Raw genomic sequence first — 21100 nt, 5'->3', positions numbered from 1 at the left:
GTCCTCAACCAGTCCTTCGGCAACCGGGGCGAGCCCGACGTCGCGCCAACGCGCAACCAGGACGCGGCCGCGGCGCTGATGCTGAAGGCGATGATCCAGGCGGCGAAGTCCGACGGCCGGATCGACGCGGCGGAAGAGCGGAAACTCCTCGGCAACCTCGGCGAGGTTTCGCCCGCCGAACGGCGGTTCGTCGAGGCGGAACTGCGCGGGCCGGTCGACGTCCAGGGCCTGGCCCGCCAGGTGCCGCAGGGGCTCGGGCCGCAGGTCTACACCATGTCGGTCATGGCCATCGACCTCGACAATCGGAACGAGGCGGAATACCTCCATCGTCTCGCGAACGCGCTTGGCCTCGACCGCGGGCAGGTGAACCGGATCCATGCAAGGCTCGGGGTGCCGGCGCTCTATTCCTGAACCCGGCGAGCGAGGAACCGGGCGCGCGCGCCACCGGCGCGCGCGACGGCGGGCAGGATCGCCCGCGACGGCGAGACACCCCTCATCGACACGCTGACGAAGACGCGCTCGAACCTCGTCCGGTTGTGGGCGGGCTGAGGCGCCGTCCCCGCCGCGCACTCCGCCGCCGCGGGCCCGCCGCCAAGGGGGGCTCGATGCCGCCGCGGTGGTTGCCGGCCTCAACCGAAGCGGTTGTCGCGCGGGAAACCGTGCGGCGGGGCCTTGCCGACGCCGGCGCGGCGCGCGATCCAGTCGGCCATGTCCTCGGTCCGCGTGTTGCCGTTCGGCATGGCCCAGGAAAGGCCCCTCCCCTTCTCGAAGGTGGTCAGGTCGGAGAGCCCGCCGTCAAGCTCCAGCACTCCCTGTCGGCCGCGCGCGACGCCGTATTTCTGCAGCCGGACGCCCTTGCCGCGCGACATCTCCGGCAGTTCGTCGAGCGGGAAAGCCAGAAGCTTGCGGTTCTTCGAGACGACCGCGACGTGATCGCCCGCCACGGGCTTGCAGATCGCCATCCGTGCCGTGCCGGAAAGGTTCATCACCTGCTTGCCCGCGCGGGTCTGCGCCACGACCTCGTCGGCGGGCACCACGAAGCCCTCGCCGGCGGTGGAGGCGACGATGAATTTCTGGCCCGGCCGGTAGAGGATGAGATCGACGATCTCGGCCTCGTTCGGCAGGTCGACCATGAGCCGCAGGGGCTCGCCCATGCCGCGCCCGCCGGGAAGGTTGGCGCCGAGGAGGGTGTAGAACCGGCCGTTCGATCCGGCGACGAGGATCCGGTCGGTCGTCTCGGCATGAAGCACGAAGCGCCCCTCGTCGCCGTCGCGGAACTTGACCTCGGCCTCCTTCGGCTGGTGGCCCTTCATCGCGCGGATCCAGCCCATCTTCGAACAGAGGACCGTGATCGGCTCGCGCAGCGTCATCACCTCCAGCGGCACCTCCTCGGCCTCCGCCGCCTCGGCGAATCCGGTGCGGCGGGCGCCGCCTGGGGCCTCCTTGCCGAACTGCTTCTGGATGTCCCGGAGCTCGCCTGCGATCTTCTTCCACTGGAGCGCGTCCGAGCCGAGCAGGTCGTCAAGCTCGGCGCGTTCGCGCATCAGCGCGTCCTGCTCCTTCAGGAGTTCCATCTCTTCGAGCCTGCGCAGCGAACGCAGGCGCATGTTCAGGATCGCCTCGACCTGGACCTCGGAGAGCCCGTCCTCGGTGTGGGGCAGGGCGAGCGGCGAGACGTAGTCCTTCTCGGACATGGCCTTGGGCTGCCTGCGGCCCCACTCCTCGGCCATGAGCGCGGCCTTGGGGTCTGCGTCGTAGCGGATGATGTCGATCACCCGGTCGAGGTTGAGGAAGGCAGTCACGAAGCCTTCGAGCACCTCGAGCCGGTGGTCGATCTTCTCCATCCGGTGCCGCGAGCGGCGCACCAGCACCTCGCGCCGGTGATCGAGGAACGCGCGCAGCACCTCCTTCAGGGAACAGACCTTCGGCACGCGGCCGTCGATCAGGACGTTCATGTTGAGCGAGAAGCGCGTCTCCAGGTCGGAGTTGCGGAAGAGCATCCCCATCAGCATCTCGGGGTCGACATTGCGCGAGCGCGGCTCCAGCACGATGCGGATATCGTCGGCGCTCTCGTCGCGCACGTCGGCGAGGATCGGCACCTTCTTCGTCTCGATGATCTCGGCCAGCCGCTCGATCAGCTTCGACTTCTGCACCTGGAAGGGAATCTCGGTCACCACGATCTGCCATGTGCCGCGGCCCTGGTCCTCCACCGCCCAGCGCGCGCGGGTGCGGAAGCTGCCGCGCCCGGTACGGTAGGCCTCGAGGATGTTCTCGCGCGGCTCGACGATGACACCGCCGGTCGGGAAGTCCGGTCCGGGCACATGCGCGAGAAGGGCCGCGTCGTCGGCGTTCGGGGCCTTGATGAGGTGGAGGCAGGCGTCGATCAGCTCGTGCAGGTTGTGCGGCGGGATGTTCGTCGCCATGCCGACCGCGATGCCGGACGACCCGTTGGCCAGGAGGTTCGGGAAGGCCGCCGGCAGGACCTCCGGCTCGGTCAGGGTGCCGTCGTAGTTCGGGCGGAAATCGACGGCATTCTCCGCGAGCCCCTCCATCAGCGCCTCGGCGGCCGCGGTCAGGCGCGCCTCGGTGTAGCGCGAGGCGGCGGGCCCGTCGCCGTCGATGTTGCCGTAGTTGCCCTGCCCGTCCACCAGCGGGTAGCGCATGTTGAACCATTGCGCGAGCCGCGCCATCGCGTCGTAGATCGCGGCGTCGCCGTGCGGGTGGTAGTTCCCCATGACGTCGCCCGAGATCTTGGCCGACTTGCGGAACCCGCCGGTGGGCGCGAGCTTCAGCTCGCGCATCGCGAAGAGGATGCGCCGGTGGACCGGCTTCAGCCCGTCGCGCGCATCCGGCAGCGCCCGGTGCATGATCGTCGAGAGCGCATAGGTCAGGTAGCGCTCGCCGATCGCGCGGGACAGCGGTTCGGAGACGGTCGCAGGGACGATCTGGTGGTCGTTCGGCTCTTCGGTCATGGATGTGGTGTAAATCGCGCAGGCTTTGCGGTCCAGCCGGAAATCCCGCGCGGGGAAGTGCGGGGCGCATTTCCCCTTCCCCGAGGCGGCCCCGGGCAAGTATCGGAAGCCCGGCTTCGGGCAGCGCAAGCGGTGCCGGAGACGGGTGTGCCGGGGGGCGGATGTTCAGGCTCGCGATTTTCCTGCTGGTGGTGACCCTGCTCTTCCGGGCGGGATTCCACCGGGTCGCCGAGCCATCGGCGCCGGCACCGAGGGCGGTGGCGCCGACCCTGACGAGCCGGATCGGCGGGCCGCCGGTCGCGCGCACCGAACCCGCGGTGCCTGGCCTGCCCGGTGCCGATCTTCCCCAGACCCCGGCGCCCTTCCTGTCCGCGGAACTGCGGGAGGCCGACCCCGCGCAGCCTGCCCCGGCGGCCGAACCGGAGGGAGCCAGCCAGCACTACACGGTGATTGTCCCACGTCTGCCGCTTCGGGCCGGCCCGTCGCGGTTCTATCCCGAGCTTGCCTTGCTTTCCCGCGGCGACACGGTGACGGCGACACGGCTCGAAAGCGCCGAATGGCTCTGGGCCAGAACGCGAAGCGGGGCCTTGCGGGGCTATGTCCCGGCGGGCCCGGTGACGCCGGCGGAATAGGCCCGCTGCCAGCGGTCACCTTGCGCGGTTCGATGGCGACAGAAACAGTCAGGATTGACAGCGCCGCCGTCGCGCCGTAGATCGGGTCCGCCAGCGAACGGACAGCCCGATGATCATCTGCCATTGCCAGCGCATCAGCGACCGCGACATTCACGCCGCGATCAACTGGATGCGCGCCGCCGATCCGGCGGTCGTCATCACGCCGGGACGGATCTATCGGGCGCTCGGCAAGTCGGCCGATTGCGGCGGCTGCGTCCGGCTGTTCGTGCAGTCGATGCGGGGAAACCCGAACATCGCCGTTCCCGTTGAACTTCGCGGGTTGCGGGTGCAGGCTGGCACCATCGCGAGGAAAGCCGGAAAGGGAGCGACATGAAGGGCGACGCCAAGGTCATCGACCATCTCAATCGGGCGCTCAGGATGGAACTGACCGCCGTGAGCCAATACTGGCTGCACTACCGGCTGCAGGAGAACTGGGGCCACAGCAAGATGGCCCGCAAGTCCCGCGCCGAAAGCATCGAGGAGATGCGCCACGCCGACAAGCTGATCGACCGCATCATCTTCCTCGAGGGGCATCCGAACCTGCAGACGCTCGACCCGTTGCGGATCGGCGAAACCGTCCGCGAAACCATGACCTGCGACCTCGCGGGCGAACTCGAAGCTGTCAAGGCCTATGCCGAGGCGCGCAAATACTGCAACGAGGTGGGCGACTACGTCTCGCAGAAACTCTTCGAGGAACTGCTGGCCGACGAGGAGGGCCATGTTGACTTCCTGGAAACCCAGATCGAACTGCACGACCGCATCGGCGCCGAGAACTTCGGGCTTCTGAACTCCGACGCCATGGACGAGGCGGAATGACGCAAGCCCGGGCGGCCCGCGGGGGGCGAACTTCGGACGCGGCATGGCAGGCAGGTCGATCCTCATCACCGGTTCGTCCTCGGGCATCGGCTACGACGCCGCCCACGGCCTTTCGCGCGCGGGCTGGCGGATCTTTGCCACCTGCCGCAAGGAGGCTGACTGCGAACGGCTCCGCGCCGAGGGGCTGGAAAGCTTCCGGCTCGACCTGACGGACGCGGACAGCATCGCCGGGGCGGTGGCCGAGGCGCTGGCGCGCACCGGGGGCACGCTCGACGCAGTCTTCAACAACGGCGCCTTCGCCTGCCCCGGCGCGGTGGAGGACCTGCCCACCGACGCGCTCCGCGCGATCTTCGAGACGAACCTCTTCGGCCAGCACGAACTGACCCGCCGGGTGATCCCGGTGATGCGGGCGCAGGGCCACGGGCGGATCGTCAACTGCTCCTCCATCCTCGGCCTCGTGCCCCTGCACTGGCGCGGCGCCTACGTGGCCACGAAATACGCAATGGAGGGGCTGACCGACGTGCTGCGGCTGGAAATGTCCGACACGCCCGTCCGGGTGATCCTGATCGAGCCGGGGCCGGTCACCTCGCGCATCCGCGCCAACTCCATCCCGCATTTCGAACGCTGGATCGACTGGCGCTCCTCGCCCCGGGCGGAGCAATACCGCACGCGCCTGCTCAGGCGGCTCTACGAGGCGCGCGGGCCGGACCGGTTCGAACTGCCGCCCGCTGCGGTCACGGCCAAGCTCCGCCGCGCACTGGAAAGCCCGAACCCGGCGCCGCGCTATTTCGTCACGACGCCCACCTATCTCATGAACATCGCCCGCCGGCTCCTGCCGACCCGCGCGCTCGACTGGCTGATCGCGCGGGGATGATCCGCCGGACGCTGGCGCAGGACCGGCGGGCGGAGTAGAAGGGCCGCAGCAAGGAGGACTCCATGACGCGCGATCCCCTTTTCCTGATTGCCGCGATTGCCTGCTTCGCGGTGCTCGTCATCCTGATGATCGGCATCGGCGGTTTCGCCAGGGGCGGCGACTTCAACCGCAAGCACGCCAACCGGATCATGCGCTACCGCGTCATCGGCCAGGCGGTGGCGATCGCGCTGATCCTTCTCTTCGTCGCCCTGCGCGGCCGGGGGGGCATCTGATGGTCGTGCTCAACCGCATCTACACCCGCACCGGCGACCGGGGGGAAACGGCGCTCGTCGACGGCACGCGGGTCGCGAAATACAACCCGCGCGTCGAGGCCTATGGCACGGTGGATGAAACGAATTCCGTCATCGGCATGGCGCGCCTTCATGCCGCAGGCGACCTCGACGCCGCGCTCGCGCGGATCCAGAACGACCTCTTCGACCTCGGCGCCGATCTCGGCCGCCCGGAGATGGAGAAGGACGTCGAGGCGGGCTATCCGGTGCTGCGGGTGGTCGCGTCGCAGGTCGCGCGGCTGGAGACCGAGATCGACGCGATGAACGCCGCGCTTGCGCCGCTGAGAAGCTTCGTGCTGCCCGGCGGCTCGGCGCTGTCGGCGCATCTCCACCTCGCGCGCACCGTGTCGCGCCGGGCGGAGCGGCGGGCGGTGGAACTCGCGGCCGGGGAAAGCGTGAACCCCGAGGCGATCCGCTACCTGAACCGGCTGAGCGACTGGTTCTTCGTCGCCGCGCGGGTGGCCAACGAGGACGGTCGCGCCGATGTGCTCTGGGTCCCCGGCGCAAACCGCTGAGGATTGCGGGCGCTAACAGCGCAGACGTGGCGTACCGACGCATAGCCATGTCGATTTTGCACTGTTGTCGCGGCGGCAGAATCGCTAAGGGTCGGGCCGAGAGCGACTGGCGGGCCCCGGCGGGGCCGGCCTCCGGACAAGGGAGTTTGGCCGCAGATGAAGATCCTGGTGCCTGTGAAGCGGGTGATCGACTACAACGTGAAGGTTCGCGTGAAGGCGGACGGGAGCGGGGTCGATCTTGCGAACGTGAAGATGTCGATGAACCCCTTCGACGAGATTGCCGTGGAAGAGGCGATCCGGCTGAAGGAGAAGGGCGCGGCGGAGGAGATCGTGGTGGTCTCGGTCGGCGTGAAGCAGGCGCAGGAGACGCTGAGGACCGCGCTCGCCATGGGCGCGGACCGGGCGATCCTGATCGAGGCGGCGCAGGACGTGCACCAGGACATCGAGCCGCTCGCCGTGGCGAAGCTTCTCAAGGCCGTGGTGGACGAGGAGAAGCCCGGTCTGGTGCTCTGCGGCAAGCAGGCGATCGACAACGACATGAACGCGACCGGGCAGATGCTGGCGGCGCTTCTCGGCTGGAGCCAGGCGACCTTCGCCTCGGAGCTTGCGGTGGCGGGCGACCATGCGGTGGTGACGCGCGAGGTCGACGGCGGCTTGCAGACGATCAAGGTGAAGATGCCCGCCGTCGTGACGGTGGACCTGCGGCTGAACGAGCCGCGCTATGCCTCGCTGCCGAACATCATGAAGGCGAAGAAGAAGCCGCTCGACGAGAAGACGGCGGCCGACTACGGCGTCGATGTGACGCCGCGGCTCCAGGTCGTGAAGACGGTTGAGCCGGCCGGCCGCAAGGCGGGCGTGAAAGTGGGATCGGTGGACGAGCTGATCCAGAAACTGAAAGACGAAGCGGGGGTGATCTGATGGCCGTACTTCTTCTGGGCGAAGTGACCGACGGGCACCTTTCGGTCGACGCGACGGCGAAGGCCCTGACGGCGGCGAAGGCGCTGGGACCGGTGACGGTGCTCTGTGCCGGCGCGCGGGCGGCGGAGGCGGCGGCGGCGGCGGCGACGCTCGACGGGGTGACGAAGGTGCTCTGCGCCGAGGCTCCCGCGCTCGGCCACCGGCTGGCGGAATCGACCGCGGCGCTGGTCGCGGGGCTCGCGGGAGGCTACAGCCACGTCGTCGCCCCGGCGACGACGGACGCCAAGAACGTGCTGCCGCGGGTGGCTGCCCTGCTCGACGTGATGGTGATCTCGGATGTCTCGGGCGTCGTCGATGGCGAGACCTTCGAGCGGCCGATCTATGCCGGCAACGCGATCCAGACGGTGAAGTCGACGGACAAGATCAAGGTGGTCTCGGTCCGGACCTCGACCTTCGAGCCGGCGGGCACGGGCGGCAAGGCACCGGTCGAGACCATCGCCGCCGCCGCGAACCCGGGCCTTTCGGAATGGGTCGAGGACAAGGTCGCGGCCTCGGACCGGCCGGAACTGACGAGCGCGAAGATCGTCGTCTCGGGCGGCCGCGGCGTCGGCAGCGCGGAGAACTTCGCGATCATCGAGGCGCTGGCCGACAAGCTCGGCGCGGCGGTGGGCGCCTCCCGCGCGGCGGTCGACTCGGGCTTCGCGCCGAACGACTGGCAGGTCGGCCAGACCGGCAAGGTGGTGGCGCCGGACCTCTACGTCGCCGTCGGCATCTCGGGCGCGATCCAGCACCTCGCCGGCATGAAGGACAGCAAGGTCATCGTCGCCATCAACAAGGACGAGGAGGCGCCGATCTTCCAGGTCGCCGACTACGGCCTCGTCGCCGACCTCTTCGCCGCTGTGCCGGAACTCAAGGACAAGCTCTGAGCCCAGGCCGCCGGTCGGCACCGGAACGCGAGCAAAGGCCCCGCCCCGGCGGGGCCTTTTCCGTCACAGAAGCCGCCGTATCGCCGGGACGAGAGCCGCGGCAATCTCCTCGTGGACCTTCGGGCCCGGCATCGCCGCCGCCACCGGCGCGTCGAGCGGGCCGAAGGACATACCGTCGGTCCCTGCGGCGAGCGCCTGGGCCGAGGGCGTGATCCGGACGAGATCGCTCGCGAGGGGGCGGATCGCCGCGACCATGCCGGCATCGACGAACAGCGGCTCGTGCCCGAGCCCGTCGGCGGGCCCCCGCGGGTCGGACCCCGCGACGCCGGCGATCCACAAGAGCACGATGCGGCCGTCGATCTTCTGGAGAAGGTTGCGCATCCGCGCCACCCAGGCTGCCTTCAGCTCCTCCTCGACGAGGGCGAACTTCTCGGCGGAGCGTTCGCGCAGCACCGAGAGCATGTGGCGCGTGAAGTGGAACTCGGTGAAGTCCACCTCGCGGAAGACCGTCTTCATCAGCATCGAGGCGCGGAGGAAGCGGTCGTTGCGGCGCGGATGGACGGCGTAGAAGCGGTTGGAGAGGTTCTGTGCCCCCATGAGCTGGATCACCGTCACCCGCGCGTGCCTGCAGGCGTCGACGACGACCGGTTCGGCCGCGAAGACATCGGCGCCGGCGTTCATGCAGCCGAAGTTGACGACCGGCAGGTCGAGCGCCCTTTCGACAAGTGCCGGAAAGGGGTCGGGGACGAATTTTCCGTAGGTCTCCGTCCCGCCGATGGCGGCCGCGTAGGCCCCTTCGAGCCGGCGCCGCGGTCCGCGGAACAGGAGCTTCGACTGCCCGTAGCGGCAAGGAAAATAGTCAAGGGCTGCTTCGCCCGCGTATTCGTAGGCCATAGGCTCCCACCTTCAAATCTCGACTCACCCGCGTCCAAGCTGGGCGCGACATCTTGCGAAAGGGCTAAGGCGGCAATTTTACCCGTCCCCCGCTCCCGGTTCCGGGTTGCGCGAGAGCCGGGGCGATGCCATTGCTCGCGCTGGAGAATGGCGGCCAAGGCCGGCAACAGCGAAAGGGTCGGAGATGGAGATCACCTCGGTCGGAATCGTCGGTGCGGGCCAGATGGGCAACGGCATCGCCCATGTCTTCGCGCTTGCCGGCTATGACGTGCTTCTCACCGACGTGTCACATGAGGCGCTCGACAAGGCGCTTGCGCTGATCGACCGGAATCTGGAGCGGCAGGCCTCGCGCGGCAAGATCACTGCCGAGGACAGGACCGCAGCCCTCGGGCGCATCGCTACCACCCAGAGGCTGGCGGATCTCGGCAACTGCGATCTCATCATCGAGGCCGCGACCGAGCGGGAAGCCGTCAAGCAGGCGATCTTCGCAGAAGTGCTGCCGCACCTGAAGCCTTCGACGATACTCGCCACCAATACCTCGTCGATCTCCATCACCCGGCTGGCCAGCCGCACAGACAGGCCGGAGCGGTTTATCGGCCTGCACTTCATGAACCCGGTGCCGGTGATGCAGCTGGTCGAGATCATCCGCGGCATCGCCACCGACGGGGCGACCTACGAAGCGATGCTGAAGGTCGTCGAGCGGATCGGCAAGACGTCGGCCTCGGCCGAGGATTTCCCCGCCTTCATCGTCAACCGCATCCTGATGCCGATGATCAACGAGGCGGTCTATGCGCTCTACGAGGGCGTGGGCAACGTGAAGTCGATCGACGAGTCGATGAAGCTCGGCGCCAATCACCCGATGGGGCCGCTGGAGCTTGCGGACTTCATCGGGCTCGACACCTGCCTCGCGATCATGAACGTGCTGCACGAAGGCCTGGCGGACACGAAGTACCGGCCCTGCCCGCTGATGACGAAGTATGTCGAGGCAGGCTGGCTCGGCCGCAAGACCGGGCGCGGCTTCTACGACTACCGGGGCGAAACGCCGGTGCCGACGCGGTAGGGCGGCTCAGCCCCTCAGGTCGAGCGTCGTCTGCCTGAGCCAGGCCAGAAGGGCGCGCGGGTCGGCGGCGCGGGCGCGGATCTCCTCGGGGCCGATCGGGTGGCCGATGACCGGAGCCTGCGGTTTGTTCAACGCCTTGTAGATCTCGTGCAGCAGAAGGCCCTGGCGGAGGGTCGCCGCAACCTTGTCGGCCACGTGGTAGAGCCGTGTGTTCTGGCCGGGGAAGAAGATCGGCAAGACGGACGCGCCCGAGCGGCTGACCATCTTCGCGGTGAAGGGATTCCACTCGGGCTCGATCACCGGGCCGAAGTAGCTCCGCGAGGTCGCGACCTTGCCGGCCGGGAAGAGGATCACGACACCGCCCTGCCTCAGGTGCGACATGCAGATCGCCCGCATCTCCAGGCTCTGTTCGCGCGCATTCTCCTCGTGCGGGAAGGGCACCGGAAGCATGTGCTCCTCGATCTCGGGGATGCCGGTCAGGAGCGACCGGGTGAGGATCTTGTAGTCGGTCCGGACGCGGCCGATCAGCTCGCCCATCACGAGCCCGTCCACGAGACCATGCGGGTGGTTCGCCACGACCACCAGAGGGCCGTCGGCAGGGATGCGGGCGATCTGCTCGTCGGGCGTGAGGACTTCGATTCCCATCGTCTTCACCGCCTTGGTGAAGAACGGCTGGCCCCAGGGAACGCCGGTGCGCTCGAACTGGCGGATGAGACGCAGGAGCGTGATCTTGCCCGTCATCCACTCGATGGTGCGGATGGTCCCCGCCTTCACCGGGTTGCGGAAGGTGCCGGCATAGGACAGCCGCCGCATCTCGTAGGGCGGCGACACCCGGCCCGGCGTCTCGCTCTGCTGTCCATCAGGCAGTATCCGGGCGCCCTCCCTCTCAGATACCGGCACGTCAGTAGTCTTCGCCGAAGCGCCGCGCCACCAGCGTTTCGAGCGCATCGGCAAGCTTTTCCGCCTCGGCTCCGGCCGTGGTGATGTCGATCACGGTGCCTTTCGAAGCCCCGAGCATCAGAAGCCCCATGATCGAATCCCCCGAGACCCGCATACCGTCGCGGGTGACCTCGACCGACGCGTCATGCGCCTCGACCACCTCGACGAAGCGGGCGGAGGCGCGGGCGTGAAGCCCCTTCTCGTTGACGATCTTCAGGGATCGCGTGCTCATTGGTTGCCCTGCCCGGAACCTGCGTAACTGTTGATGTACTTGCGCCCCGCGTCGAGGGCGGAGGTCGCCGCCTCCGGCACCGACAGGTGGCGGGACTTGGCCAGCTTGATGAGCATGGGGAGGTTGGCGCCGAAGAGGATGCGCCGGTCATCGCTCTCGCAGGCGCAGAGCGAGAGGTTTGAGGGCGAGCCCCCGAACATGTCGGTCACGACCACCACGCCGTCGCCGGTATCGACCGAATCGGCGGCGGCACGGATCTCGGCCTGCTTGGCGGCGCGGTCGTGATCCTCTTCGATCGCGATGGCGCGGATGCCCTTCTGCGGACCCACGACATGTTCGACCGCGGAAAGATATTCCCGCGCCAAACCGCCATGTGCGACGATCACGATCCCGATCACGCCCCGCTACCTTGCACCAATCCGGGCGCCCCACTCGCCCGTCGTTCCAGTTCCCGGTGCCTCTTAGACACCTGCCAGCCAGCCTCCGCAAGCGCCTTGGCCATCTTTTCCGCCACGGCAACCGACCGGTGTTGCCCGCCGGTACAGCCGAATCCGATGGCGAGGTGGCTCTTGCCCTCCTCCACGTGGGCGGGCAGGAGGAAGAGGAGAAGATCGCGGGTGCGGGTGAAGAAGGCGTCGAATCGCGGGTCCGCCGCCACGTAGCGCGCGACCTCGGGGTCGCGGCCGTCGAGCGGGCGCAGGCGGGCGTCCCAGTGCGGGTTCTTCAGGAAGCGGCAGTCGAACATCATGTCGAGCCCCCTCGGCACACCGCGCTTGTAGGAAAAGCTGTGGACCGAGACGGCGAGGCCATGTCCCCTGCCCAGTCCGAACCAGCGGCCGATCTCGGCCTTGAGGTCGTGCGGGCTGAACTCGGAGGTGTCGATCAGAACGTCGGCCCGCGCGCGGATCGGCGCAAGAAGGTCCATCTCGGCGGCGATCCCCTCGGCCGGCGTATCGGCACCGGAAAGCGGATGGCGGCGGCGCGTCTCGCCGTAGCGGCGCACCAGTTCCTCGGCCCGGCAGTCGAGATAGAGGACCTCGGGCGCGACCTCGGGGATGCGCGTCAGCCGGTCGATGAGTTCGATGAGCGCGGTCGCGGAAAAATCGCGGTTCCTGACGTCGATGCCGAGCGCCACAGGCCGCGACAGCGGCGGACCGTCGAGGAGCCGCGGGATCAGGCTGAAGGGCAGGTTGTCGATCACCTCGTAGCCAAGGTCTTCCAGAGCATGGATCGTGGTCGAGCGCCCCGCCCCCGAGGGGCCGGTCACGAGGACGACGCGCTGGCCGCCCTGCCCGTCCGGTTCCTGCGAGCTCCTCACGCGACCTTCCGTCATTCCGCCCGACCCGCTTTCAGATATTGCAGGATCGCGGCAGGAAAATGGGCGCTCTCGATCCTGTGAAGAAGCGGCAGGGCGACACCGAGCATCACATGGCGCCTCGGGGGCGGGAGGCGGTCCGTCTCCTCCTGATCGAGATCGACGACGAGCGCGAGGCGTGCGGCGGCGATCGCATCGGCGGCGAGGATGCCGACGCCACGCGCCTCGATGAGCCCGCGGATCCGTGCCGGCGCCGCCGCGATCAGCTTTCCGCCCGCGGCCACCACCGCCGTCCGGTCGTCGCTGACGAGATCGCAGCCGAGCGCCATGAGTTGCAGCGCGAGCGCGGACTTGCCCCGCCCCGCGGCCCCGAGGATCAGGACCCCGCTGCCAAACAGGGCGACGCAGCTCGCATGGAGGACGAGGGGCCGCCGCGCCTCGTCGCGCCCCGCGCTCACACCGGAAGGCCCACGACGAAGCGCGCACCGAGCGGTTCGGAAGTGATGTCAGCGTCGGTGGGGCGGATGTTCTCGGCCCAGATGACACCGCCATGCGCCTCCACGATCTGCTTCGAGATCGCAAGCCCGAGGCCCGAGTGCTCGCCGAATTGGCCCGGCGGCCGTTCGGAATAGAACCGTTTGAAGATCTTCGTCAGCGCCTGGTCCGGGATGCCGGGACCGGTGTCTTCCACCACGACGAGCACGCGGTTCTCGCGCTTGCGCGCCCAGACCCTCACCGCGTCGCCATCCTGGCAGAAGGAGATCGCGTTGGTGATGAGGTTCACGAAGACCTGCGCCAGCCGGCCTTCGAGGCCGGTGATCACGATCGGCTCGGGCGGAAGGTCGGCGATGAAGTCGACGCCCTTTCCCTTCGCCTCCTGGCCCAGATACTCCGATAGGTTGGTGAGCATCTTCACGAGGTTGAAGCTCTCCTCCTCCTCCTTCACCAGTTCGCTGTCGAGCCGCGAGGCGTTGGAGATGTCGCTGACGAGCCGGTCGAGCCGGCGCACGTCGTGGTCGATCACGTCGAGCAGCTTGTCGCGATGCTCTTCCTTCTTGACCATGCGGAGCGAGCCCACGGCCGAGCGGAGCGAGGCGAGCGGGTTCTTGATCTCGTGCGCGACATCGGCGGCGAACTGTTCGTTCGACTCGATCCGCTCGTAGAGGGCCGCCACCATGCCCCTCATCGCCCCCGACAGCCGGCCGATCTCGTCCGGCCGGGCCGTCAGGTCGGGAATGCGCACCCGGTTCGGGCTCATCTTGCGGGCGTTCTTGTCGCGACCGAGCTCGGCGGCCGCCGCAAGGTCCGAAAGCGGGTTGGCGATCGTCGAGGCGAGGACGAGGCTGAGGCCGATCGACACGATGATCGCGATGACGAACATCTGCAGGACCTGCTCGCGCTCCACCCGCACGAGCTGGTCGATCTCGCCCGCGATGGAGGTTATGGCCGCAACGCCGATAACCTGGCCATCCTGGCGGATCGGCGTCGCGACCGTGAAGAGCGCGTCGCCCGCGACATCGCGCCCGGTGCGGATCTGGGTTTCGCCGGCGAGCGCGACAGGCACCAGATCGCGCGCGAGGTCCTCGCCTCCGAGGACCGGGTTCTGGGCGCTCTGCGGCGCGAGAAGGCTCGCGATGGTTTCCCAGATCGAGTTGAGGATATCGGTGATCAGCGTGGAACGGTGGTCGAGCTGGAGGCCCGTCACCCTTTCGCGCTCGGGCCGCTGCATCCCGACGGTCGAGACGACCAGATTCTCCTGGGTGTCGAAGACGTAGAGTTCCGCCCCGTCGGGCAGCTCGATGCCGCGCGCGACGGCATGCACGTCGATCCCGTCGCCGGTGGCCAGGTTGACCGGCGCGCCCTGGGGAAGCATCGCCTCGAACACGTCGGCGACCAGCTGCGCCTCGGCCACGAGGCCGCTCTCGCGCTGAAGGACGAGGCTGTCGCGGAACGGGTTGAGGTAGAGGACGCCGGCGACAAGCACGATCATCGCCATCAGGTTGAAGGTGATGATCTTCCGCGCCAGCGGCGAACGGTTGAGCGAAATGAACCCTCGCCGCTCGCGTCCGGCCTTCAGCTCGGATTCCACGAACCCTTCCGGCGCGGTCCAGTCCTCGCCCAGGACCACATCCGCCCGGCGAGCCTCAGTTCGGTCGCGCAAGTCGATCCTCGACGCCAGTGTCATTCTTCGTTGTAGCGATACCCGATACCATACAGGGTTTCGATCGCCGAGAAATCGTCGTCGACGGTGCGCATCTTCTTTCTCAGCCGCTTGATGTGGCTGTCGATGGTGCGGTCGTCGACATAGACCTGGTCGTCATAGGCCACGTCCATCAGCTGGTCGCGGCTCTTCACGAAGCCGGGCCGCTGGGCGAGGGCCTGCAGAAGCAGGAACTCGGTGACGGTCAGCGCCACGTCCTTGCCCTTCCACATCACCGAGTGGCGCAAGGGATCCATCGTCAGGGAGCCGCGCACCATGACCTTGGTGTCCTCGGTCGTCGCGACCTCGCCGGTCGCGATGGCCTCCTGCCGTCGCAGGAGCGCGCGGATGCGTTCGACCAGGAGCCGCTGGGAGAAGGGCTTCTTCACATAGTCGTCCGCCCCCATCCGGAGCCCGAGCACCTCGTCGATCTCGTCATCCTTCGAGGTCAGGAAGATCACCGGCATCGAGGTCTTCTGGCGCAGGCGCTGCAGAAGCTCCATCCCGTCCATCCGCGGCATCTTGATGTCCAGCACGGCCATATCCGGAAGGCGCTTGTTGAAGGCGTCGAGCGCGGCCTGGCCGTCGTTGTAGGTCTCGACCTCGTATCCTTCCGCTTCAAGCGTGATGGAGACGGAGGTCAGGATGTTCCGGTCGTCATCGACGAGTGCGATCCTCGACATGTGGGCTTCCTCGTTCTGCTCTCGTTTGTCTTTATTTTCCCGGTATTGTCCATTTTCCGCGGGCCGGAAGCAACTGCTATGTGCGAATCGGGGCCCTTGGCCGAATCAGATCGCGCGAAAAAACCGACAGTTTGACTAATTTGTCTCACTGCGCCCCATCGTTCACGTTTCAACGCCCGGTCGCACAATTTGATTGCGCTAACCCGCCGATGGTGGCGCTAACCGCAACAAAGCCTTCTATTCCCTGTTTCCGGGCGCATGATATAGCGGCCTCACCACCCCCGTTCCGGGGAGGGTGGCCGGCGTCCCGGAACTCCGGGACGTTATCCTTTGAACCTGAGGTACGCCGCGCGCAGCGGCGACGGGAGCATGAACATGACCAATGGACGGGTGAACCCCACGCATCGCTTGGAAGACCAGGGCATCGCGGGGCTCGGCAGCGTCTATTACAACCTCATCGAACCCGCCCTCATCGAAGCGGCGGTGCGCCGCGGCGAGGGCAGGCTGGGCCTCGGGGGCACGTTCCTCGTCTCGACCGGCAGGCACACGGGCAGGTCGCCCAAGGACAAGTTCGTGGTGCGCACGCCCTCGGTCGAGGATTCGATCTGGTGGGACAACAACAGGCCGATGGATCCGGCGAAGTTCGACGTCCTCCACGCCGACATGCTCGCCCACATGCAGGGCAAGGATTACTTCGTCCAGGACCTCTACGCCGGCGCCGATCCCGAGCACCGGCTCGACGTCCGGGTTGTGGCCGAACTGGCCTGGCATGGGCTCTTCATCCGCCACCTCCTGCGCCGTCCGGCGCGCGCGGAGCTCGACAGCTTCGTTCCCGAGTTCACGATCATCAACTGCCCCTCGTTCAAGGCCGACCCCGAGCGCCACGGCTGCCGGAGCGAAACGGTGATCGCACTCAACTTCGAGAAGAAGCTGATCCTGATCGGCAACACGGCCTACGCGGGCGAGAACAAGAAGTCGGTGTTCACGCTTCTCAACTACATCCTGCCTGGCAAGGGCGTGATGCCCATGCACTGCTCGGCCAACCACGCCATCGGCAATCCCGGGGACACGGCGGTCTTCTTCGGCCTCTCGGGCACCGGCAAGACGACGCTCTCGGCCGATCCCTCGCGCACGCTCATCGGCGACGACGAGCACGGCTGGTCGGACAAGGGCACCTTCAACTTCGAGGGTGGCTGCTACGCCAAGACGATCAACCTCTCGGCCGAGGCGGAACCGGAGATCTACGCCACCTGCTCGAAGTTCGGCACGGTGGTCGAGAACATGGTCTTCGACCCCGAGACGCTGGTGCTCGACTTCCACGACAACTCGATCACCGACAACATGCGCTGCGCCTATCCGCTCGACTACATCTCCAACGCCTCGGAGACCTCGCTCGGCGGGCAGCCCCGGAACGTCATCATGCTGACCTGCGACGCCTATGGCGTCCTGCCGCCCATCGCGCGGCTGACGCCGGCCCAGGCGATGTATCACTTCCTGTCGGGCTTCACCTCCAAGACGCCCGGGACGGAAGTCGGCGTAACCGAGCCGATCCCGACCTTCTCGACCTGCTTCGGCGCGCCCTTCATGCCGCGCCGGCCCGAGGTCTACGGCAAGCTCCTGCAGGAAAAGATCAAGCAGACCGGCGCGAGCTGCTGGCTCGTCAACACCGGCTGGACGGGCGGCGCCTTCGGCAAGGGCGCGCGGATGCCGATCCGCTCCACCCGCATCCTGCTCGCCGCGGCGCTCGACGGCTCGCTCGCGGGCGCGAAGTTCCGCAAGGACCCGAACTTCGGCTTCGACGTGCCGGTCTCGGTGCCCGACGTGGCCGAGGTGCTGCTCGATCCGCGGCGGACCTGGGAGGACGAGGCGGCCTATGACGTGCAGGCCAAGAAGCTGGTCCAGATGTTCGCCGACAACTTCGCCCAGTATGTGCCCCACATCGACGACGACGTGCGCGCGGCGGCGATCGGCTGAAACGGCGATCCCTCGCGTGGCGCAGGGGGCCGCCTTCGGGCGGCCCTTTCGCTTCAGAGAGCAAGCGCCCGGCGCACCAGATTGAACCCGGTCAGGACGAGCAGGATGAGCGTCCAGCGGCGGAAGCGCACCGGGTCGAGACGGTCCTGCAGCCTGAACCCGGCCCAGAGGCCGGCCAGCGCCGGCACGACCATTGCCGCGGAGAGCGGCAGGGTCGCATCGTTGAGTACCCCGGAGGTCAGGTGCGCCCCGGCGAGGGCCACGGCACCGATCAGGAAGACCACGCCCTGAACGCGCACGGTTTCCGCCTTTCCCGCCTTGATCGAGAGCAGGTAGACGATCAGCGGCGGCCCCCAGATGCCGGAAATCCCGCCATAGAGCCCGCCAATGATGCCGAGAACCGTCTCGACCCGCGACCGGTGCTCGATCCGGATGGCGAGGCTTCGGCCCGCGAGCTGCCAAAGCGCAAAGGCAAGGATCGGCGCGCCGAGGAGGAGGTACATCGCGGACTGCGGAATGGCGGTGACGAACTGCGCCGAGAGGACGAGGAAGACGACCACCATGGCGATGTGGCGCCGGTAGGCGACGGTGCTTTCCCACGCGGCCCGCCATCCCTGGCGGAAGGCCTGGGCGACGTTGGTGACGAGCGTCGGCAGGATCAGGAGTGCGAGCGCAACCTCCGCGGAGAGGAACGAGCTGAACGCCGACATCATGATCATCGGCATGGCGAAGCCGACCGCGCCCTTCACGAAACCCGCGAAGAGCGTCACCGCCGCCGCCATCCCGATCTGCCAGAGCTCCAGCCCGAACATCCTGCCCCCGCCCCCGCCACCGGTCATAGCCGGTTCGCCGGGCGGGCGGCAGGGGCAAAATGACTGCGACACATTCGTTCCAACGCGATGCAGGAAACGAATTAATATTGCGCTGCATGTGCGAAATGGCTAGGACGGTGCGACCGCAGAACGAGGAGCCGATTCATGGCGCATGACGGGGCCGAGATGCCGAAGACCGTGATCCTTCCCGACCTCCTGTCGCTGACCGAAGCGGCGCTGTCGCCGGTCGCGGCGCTTCTGGCCGGGGCGCAGGCGGGTCTGCGGCGGGCGGTCGATACCGGCGGCAAGGTCTCCGGCGCGGCGCTGGAGGCGCGGCAGTTCGAGGCCCACGCGCTCTCCTGGCTCGCCACCTACGTCGAGTCGCTCCGCCAGCTTCGTGCCTGGGCGGGCCGGATCGCGGACGCGGGCAGCTTCGGCGAGATGGAAGGTCTGATCCTGCAGATCGGCTTCGGCGAATACCTCGCCCAGATCGCGGGTGGAATCCCCATGAGCCAGGGCGAGGTGGCGCGGCTCGCCGACCTCGGGCTCTCCTGGACGCCCGAGGGTGCCGCGGCGACGCTCGTCGCCCAGGGCAACACGCCGGCCACGCGCGCCCGTCTAGTGGCCCTGATGCGCGACAACCACGGGCGCGCGACCTTCGGCGCGACCGGCCTCGACGACGATCTCGAAATGATCCGCGATCAGTTCCGCCGCTATGCCGAGGAGAGGGTCGTGCCCCATGCGCACGACTGGCACCTGAAGGACGAACTGATCCCGATGGCGATCATCGAGGAACTGGCGGAACTGGGCGTCTTCGGCCTGACGATCCCCGAAGAATTCGGCGGGCTCGGTCTCTCCAAGGCGTCGATGGTGGTGGTCAGCGAGGAGCTTTCCCGCGGCTATATCGGCGTGGGATCGCTCGGCACAAGGTCCGAGATCGCGGCCGAACTGATCCTCTGCGGCGGCACGGACGCGCAGAAGGCGCACTGGCTGCCGAAACTGGCTTCCGGGGAAATCCTGCCGACGGCGGTCTTCACCGAACCCAACACCGGCTCCGACCTCGGCTCCTTGCGCACCCGCGCGGTCAAGGTGGGCGAGGACTGGGAGATCACCGGCAACAAGACCTGGATCACCCATGCCGCGCGCACCCATGTGATGACGCTTCTTGCACGGACCGATCCGGACACCACCGATTACCGCGGCCTGTCCATGTTCCTCGCCGAAAAGACCCCCGGCACGGATGAGGCCCCCTTCCCCACGCCGGGCATGACTGGCGGCGAGATCGAGGTGCTGGGCTACCGCGGCATGAAGGAATACGAGCTCGGCTTCGACGGCTTCCGGGTGAAGGGCGAGAACCTTCTCGGCGGGGTCCCCGGCCAGGGTTTCAAGCAGCTCATGCAGACCTTCGAAAGCGCCCGCATCCAGACCGCCGCCCGTGCCATCGGCGTGGCGCAATCGGCGCTGGAGGTCGGACTGCAATATGCCGAGGACCGCAAGCAGTTCGGGAAAAGCCTCATCGAGTTTCCCCGCGTGGCCGGAAAGCTCGCCATGATGGCGGTCGAGATCATGGTGGCGCGGCAGCTCACCTATCACAGCGCCAGGCAGAAGGACCACGACAAGCGCTGCGACCTCGAGGCCGGGATGGCGAAGCTTCTCGGTGCCCGCGTCGCCTGGGCCGCAGCCGACAACGCGCTGCAGATCCATGGCGGCAACGGCTTTGCGCTGGAATACCGGATCAGCCGCATCCTCTGCGATGCGCGCATCCTCAACATCTTCGAGGGTGCCGCCGAAATTCAGGCGCAGGTCATCGCGCGGCGGCTGCTCGACGGCGCGGCCTAACGCCCGGCCGGATTGGCCGGCCGGCCGACCTGTGGCATTCTCGGCCCCGGATGGAGGCGCGATGACACAGGACTCTCCCGTTCTCGTCACCGGTGCCAGCGGCTTCCTGGCCAAGCACATCGTGCTCGCGTTGCTGCGCGAGGGCTATCCCGTGCGCGCGTCGCTGCGCGATCCGGCGCGGGCGGCTGAGGTCCGGCAGGCGGTGCTGCCGCATCTGCCGGCGGGGGCCGAGCGCGGTCTCTCCTTCGCCACGCTCGACCTGACGCGGGACGAGGGCTGGAGCGAGGCCATGGCCGGAGCCGCGGCGCTGATCCACACCGCCTCGCCCTTCCCGATCGCCCAGCCGAAGGATGCGGAGGAGGTGATCCGGCCGGCGGTGGACGGCACCCGGCGGGCGCTTCGCGCGGCGGCCGCCGCGGGGGTCGGGAGGGTCATCCTGACCTCCTCCACGACGGCGATCATCGGCCGGCGGCGCGACGGTCGCGTCCATACCGAGGCGGACTGGTCCGACGCGGAGGACCCGCCGGAGAACCCCTATACGCGCTCGAAAGTCATGGCCGAACGGGCGGCCTGGGAGATCGCCGGGAACGAGGGGCTCGCCCTGACCGCGATCAACCCGGCCTTCATCCTCGGGCCGCCGCTCGACAGCCATTTCGGCGCCTCGATCGGGCTCGTCCGCCGCGTCCTGAGGGGACGCGACCCGATGCTGCCGCGACTGGGCTTTCCCGTGGTCGACGTGCGCGACGCGGCGCTTGCGCACCTTCGCGCGCTTGCCCGGCCGGAGACGGCCGGCGAGCGTTTCATCGCCGCCGCGGGCGCACTCTGGATGACCGACTGGGGGCGCATCCTGAAACAGCGCTGGCCCGACCGGCGGATGCCGACCCGCGCCGCGCCAAAGCCGCTCCTCAGGCTTCTCGCGCTCTTCGACGGCGAAGTCCGGGCCGCCCTGCCCGGCGTCGGCCACCGCGAGGCGGTGTCGGCCGCGAAGGCGCAGGACCTGCTCGGCATCGACTTCATCACGCCAGATCGTGCCCTTCTCGCCGCGGCGGAGGTCCTGGTGGCGCGCGGGCTCGCCTGACCGCTGGCCGCCGGAGCGCCGGGGACCTCGCGCCGCGTCACGACCCCACGGGG

At 68.1% G+C, this 21100-nt stretch carries 23 protein-coding genes; 13 read left to right on the top strand and 10 right to left on the bottom strand.

Annotated features, from left to right (window positions below; all coding sequences use genetic code 11):
* On the top strand, positions 1 to 411 hold a 411-nt coding region (locus F9K34_RS09095; protein WP_291336640.1), incomplete at its 5' end, for a DUF533 domain-containing protein.
* Positions 412 to 629: 218 nt separating this feature from the next.
* Here the strand turns inward: F9K34_RS09095 and F9K34_RS09090 are convergent.
* Positions 630 to 2972 carry a DNA topoisomerase IV subunit A gene (locus tag F9K34_RS09090; protein ID WP_291336639.1) on the bottom strand — a complete coding sequence of 781 codons (2343 nt, stop codon included), beginning with the start codon at positions 2970 to 2972 and terminating at the stop codon, positions 630 to 632.
* 161 nt (positions 2973 to 3133) lie between these two features.
* Here F9K34_RS09090 and F9K34_RS09085 point away from each other — a divergent pair, with 161 nt between their 5' ends.
* From F9K34_RS09085 to F9K34_RS09050, 8 genes are all read left to right on the top strand, one after another.
* Positions 3134 to 3604, top strand: coding sequence for an SH3 domain-containing protein (locus tag F9K34_RS09085; RefSeq protein WP_291336638.1), 471 nt, complete (start codon positions 3134 to 3136; stop codon positions 3602 to 3604).
* 109 nt (positions 3605 to 3713) lie between these two features.
* Positions 3714 to 3977, top strand: coding sequence for a (2Fe-2S)-binding protein (locus F9K34_RS09080; RefSeq protein WP_291336637.1), 264 nt, complete (start codon positions 3714 to 3716; stop codon positions 3975 to 3977).
* A complete protein-coding gene (gene bfr / locus F9K34_RS09075; RefSeq protein WP_291336636.1) occupies positions 3974 to 4459 on the top strand; it encodes a bacterioferritin in 486 nt (161 codons plus the stop codon). The genes F9K34_RS09080 and bfr overlap by 4 nt, the downstream gene beginning before the upstream one ends.
* Before the next feature lie 43 nt (positions 4460 to 4502).
* Entirely contained in the window at positions 4503 to 5333 is an 831-nt protein-coding gene (locus tag F9K34_RS09070; RefSeq protein ID WP_291336635.1) for an SDR family NAD(P)-dependent oxidoreductase, read from the top strand.
* Between the two features lie 62 nt (positions 5334 to 5395).
* A complete protein-coding gene (locus tag F9K34_RS09065; RefSeq protein ID WP_291336634.1) occupies positions 5396 to 5605 on the top strand; it encodes a twin transmembrane helix small protein in 210 nt (69 codons plus the stop codon).
* Positions 5605 to 6177 (top strand): cob(I)yrinic acid a,c-diamide adenosyltransferase, encoded by a 573-nt coding sequence (locus F9K34_RS09060; RefSeq protein ID WP_291336633.1) that lies wholly within the window; start codon positions 5605 to 5607, stop codon positions 6175 to 6177. The genes F9K34_RS09065 and F9K34_RS09060 overlap by 1 nt, the downstream gene beginning before the upstream one ends.
* 156 nt (positions 6178 to 6333) lie before the next feature.
* Positions 6334 to 7095 (top strand): electron transfer flavoprotein subunit beta/FixA family protein, encoded by a 762-nt coding sequence (locus tag F9K34_RS09055; RefSeq protein WP_291336632.1) that lies wholly within the window; start codon positions 6334 to 6336, stop codon positions 7093 to 7095.
* Positions 7095 to 8021, top strand: coding sequence for an electron transfer flavoprotein subunit alpha/FixB family protein (locus tag F9K34_RS09050; RefSeq protein WP_291336631.1), 927 nt, complete (start codon positions 7095 to 7097; stop codon positions 8019 to 8021). Before F9K34_RS09055 ends, F9K34_RS09050 begins: the two co-directional genes overlap by 1 nt.
* 63 nt (positions 8022 to 8084) lie before the next feature.
* On the opposite strand, the gene F9K34_RS09045 is transcribed toward F9K34_RS09050, so the two are convergent.
* Entirely contained in the window at positions 8085 to 8915 is an 831-nt protein-coding gene (locus F9K34_RS09045) for a DUF6473 family protein (RefSeq protein ID WP_291336630.1), read from the bottom strand.
* A 184-nt stretch (positions 8916 to 9099) separates the two neighbouring features.
* Between F9K34_RS09045 and F9K34_RS09040 the strand changes: the two genes are divergently transcribed.
* Positions 9100 to 9975, top strand: coding sequence for a 3-hydroxybutyryl-CoA dehydrogenase (locus F9K34_RS09040; RefSeq protein WP_291336629.1), 876 nt, complete (start codon positions 9100 to 9102; stop codon positions 9973 to 9975).
* Positions 9976 to 9981: 6 nt separating this feature from the next.
* Here F9K34_RS09040 and F9K34_RS09035 read toward each other — a convergent pair whose 3' ends face one another.
* The 7 genes from F9K34_RS09035 to F9K34_RS09005 form a co-directional block, all read right to left on the bottom strand.
* Complete coding sequence (locus tag F9K34_RS09035) at positions 9982 to 10788, bottom strand: lysophospholipid acyltransferase family protein (RefSeq protein ID WP_291336641.1); 807 nt, start codon at positions 10786 to 10788, stop codon at positions 9982 to 9984.
* An 88-nt stretch (positions 10789 to 10876) separates the two neighbouring features.
* On the bottom strand, positions 10877 to 11146 hold the full coding sequence (locus F9K34_RS09030) for an HPr family phosphocarrier protein (RefSeq protein ID WP_291336628.1): 270 nt from the start codon (positions 11144 to 11146) through the stop codon (positions 10877 to 10879).
* The gene (locus F9K34_RS09025; RefSeq protein WP_291336627.1) at positions 11143 to 11544 is read right to left on the bottom strand and encodes a PTS sugar transporter subunit IIA; all 402 of its coding nucleotides are present in this window, start codon (positions 11542 to 11544) and stop codon (positions 11143 to 11145) included. The genes F9K34_RS09030 and F9K34_RS09025 overlap by 4 nt, the downstream gene beginning before the upstream one ends.
* A complete protein-coding gene (gene rapZ / locus F9K34_RS09020) occupies positions 11541 to 12464 on the bottom strand; it encodes an RNase adapter RapZ (protein ID WP_291336626.1) in 924 nt (307 codons plus the stop codon). Before rapZ ends, F9K34_RS09025 begins: the two co-directional genes overlap by 4 nt.
* An 11-nt stretch (positions 12465 to 12475) precedes the next feature.
* Positions 12476 to 12919, bottom strand: coding sequence for an HPr kinase/phosphorylase (locus F9K34_RS09015; protein WP_291336625.1), 444 nt, complete (start codon positions 12917 to 12919; stop codon positions 12476 to 12478).
* On the bottom strand, positions 12916 to 14646 hold the full coding sequence (locus tag F9K34_RS09010) for a sensor histidine kinase (protein ID WP_291336624.1): 1731 nt from the start codon (positions 14644 to 14646) through the stop codon (positions 12916 to 12918). Before F9K34_RS09010 ends, F9K34_RS09015 begins: the two co-directional genes overlap by 4 nt.
* Entirely contained in the window at positions 14643 to 15344 is a 702-nt protein-coding gene (locus F9K34_RS09005; protein ID WP_291336623.1) for a response regulator transcription factor, read from the bottom strand. Before F9K34_RS09005 ends, F9K34_RS09010 begins: the two co-directional genes overlap by 4 nt.
* Before the next feature lie 375 nt (positions 15345 to 15719).
* Between F9K34_RS09005 and F9K34_RS09000 the strand changes: the two genes are divergently transcribed.
* Positions 15720 to 17318, top strand: coding sequence for a phosphoenolpyruvate carboxykinase (locus F9K34_RS09000; RefSeq protein WP_291336622.1), 1599 nt, complete (start codon positions 15720 to 15722; stop codon positions 17316 to 17318).
* 53 nt (positions 17319 to 17371) lie between these two features.
* Here F9K34_RS09000 and F9K34_RS08995 read toward each other — a convergent pair whose 3' ends face one another.
* The gene (locus F9K34_RS08995) at positions 17372 to 18130 is read right to left on the bottom strand and encodes a sulfite exporter TauE/SafE family protein (protein ID WP_291336621.1); all 759 of its coding nucleotides are present in this window, start codon (positions 18128 to 18130) and stop codon (positions 17372 to 17374) included.
* A gap of 165 nt (positions 18131 to 18295) precedes the next feature.
* Here F9K34_RS08995 and F9K34_RS08990 point away from each other — a divergent pair, with 165 nt between their 5' ends.
* Positions 18296 to 19969, top strand: coding sequence for an acyl-CoA dehydrogenase family protein (locus F9K34_RS08990; RefSeq protein WP_291336620.1), 1674 nt, complete (start codon positions 18296 to 18298; stop codon positions 19967 to 19969).
* Between the two features lie 61 nt (positions 19970 to 20030).
* Positions 20031 to 21047: an NAD-dependent epimerase/dehydratase family protein gene (locus F9K34_RS08985; RefSeq protein ID WP_291336619.1), complete on the top strand. Its 1017-nt coding sequence runs from the start codon at positions 20031 to 20033 to the stop codon at positions 21045 to 21047.
* Positions 21048 to 21100: the final 53 nt, after the last annotated feature.

The organism is Albidovulum sp. (assembly GCF_008933605.1).
In the GTDB taxonomy this organism is placed as follows: Bacteria; Pseudomonadota; Alphaproteobacteria; order Rhodobacterales; family Rhodobacteraceae; genus Albidovulum.
Note: the sequence above shows the minus strand (reverse complement) of the source record. Positions and strands in the feature narration are given on the sequence as shown.

Excerpts from the sequence above, each read along its gene's own strand:
- F9K34_RS09090 (WP_291336639.1), bottom strand. The coding sequence starts at position 2,972 with ATGACCGAAGAGCCGAACGACCACCAGATCGTCCCTGCGACCGTCTCC.
- F9K34_RS09085 (WP_291336638.1), top strand. The coding sequence starts at position 3,134 with ATGTTCAGGCTCGCGATTTTCCTGCTGGTGGTGACCCTGCTCTTCCGG.
- F9K34_RS09080 (WP_291336637.1), top strand. The coding sequence starts at position 3,714 with ATGATCATCTGCCATTGCCAGCGCATCAGCGACCGCGACATTCACGCC.
- bfr (WP_291336636.1), top strand. The coding sequence starts at position 3,974 with ATGAAGGGCGACGCCAAGGTCATCGACCATCTCAATCGGGCGCTCAGG.
- F9K34_RS09070 (WP_291336635.1), top strand. The coding sequence starts at position 4,503 with ATGGCAGGCAGGTCGATCCTCATCACCGGTTCGTCCTCGGGCATCGGC.
- F9K34_RS09065 (WP_291336634.1), top strand. The coding sequence starts at position 5,396 with ATGACGCGCGATCCCCTTTTCCTGATTGCCGCGATTGCCTGCTTCGCG.
- F9K34_RS09060 (WP_291336633.1), top strand. The coding sequence starts at position 5,605 with ATGGTCGTGCTCAACCGCATCTACACCCGCACCGGCGACCGGGGGGAA.
- F9K34_RS09055 (WP_291336632.1), top strand. The coding sequence starts at position 6,334 with ATGAAGATCCTGGTGCCTGTGAAGCGGGTGATCGACTACAACGTGAAG.
- F9K34_RS09050 (WP_291336631.1), top strand. The coding sequence starts at position 7,095 with ATGGCCGTACTTCTTCTGGGCGAAGTGACCGACGGGCACCTTTCGGTC.
- F9K34_RS09045 (WP_291336630.1), bottom strand. The coding sequence starts at position 8,915 with ATGGCCTACGAATACGCGGGCGAAGCAGCCCTTGACTATTTTCCTTGC.
- F9K34_RS09040 (WP_291336629.1), top strand. The coding sequence starts at position 9,100 with ATGGAGATCACCTCGGTCGGAATCGTCGGTGCGGGCCAGATGGGCAAC.
- F9K34_RS09035 (WP_291336641.1), bottom strand. The coding sequence starts at position 10,788 with ATGCGGCGGCTGTCCTATGCCGGCACCTTCCGCAACCCGGTGAAGGCG.
- F9K34_RS09030 (WP_291336628.1), bottom strand. The coding sequence starts at position 11,146 with ATGAGCACGCGATCCCTGAAGATCGTCAACGAGAAGGGGCTTCACGCC.
- F9K34_RS09010 (WP_291336624.1), bottom strand. The coding sequence starts at position 14,646 with ATGACACTGGCGTCGAGGATCGACTTGCGCGACCGAACTGAGGCTCGC.
- F9K34_RS09005 (WP_291336623.1), bottom strand. The coding sequence starts at position 15,344 with ATGTCGAGGATCGCACTCGTCGATGACGACCGGAACATCCTGACCTCC.
- F9K34_RS09000 (WP_291336622.1), top strand. The coding sequence starts at position 15,720 with ATGACCAATGGACGGGTGAACCCCACGCATCGCTTGGAAGACCAGGGC.
- F9K34_RS08995 (WP_291336621.1), bottom strand. The coding sequence starts at position 18,130 with ATGTTCGGGCTGGAGCTCTGGCAGATCGGGATGGCGGCGGCGGTGACG.
- F9K34_RS08990 (WP_291336620.1), top strand. The coding sequence starts at position 18,296 with ATGGCGCATGACGGGGCCGAGATGCCGAAGACCGTGATCCTTCCCGAC.
- F9K34_RS08985 (WP_291336619.1), top strand. The coding sequence starts at position 20,031 with ATGACACAGGACTCTCCCGTTCTCGTCACCGGTGCCAGCGGCTTCCTG.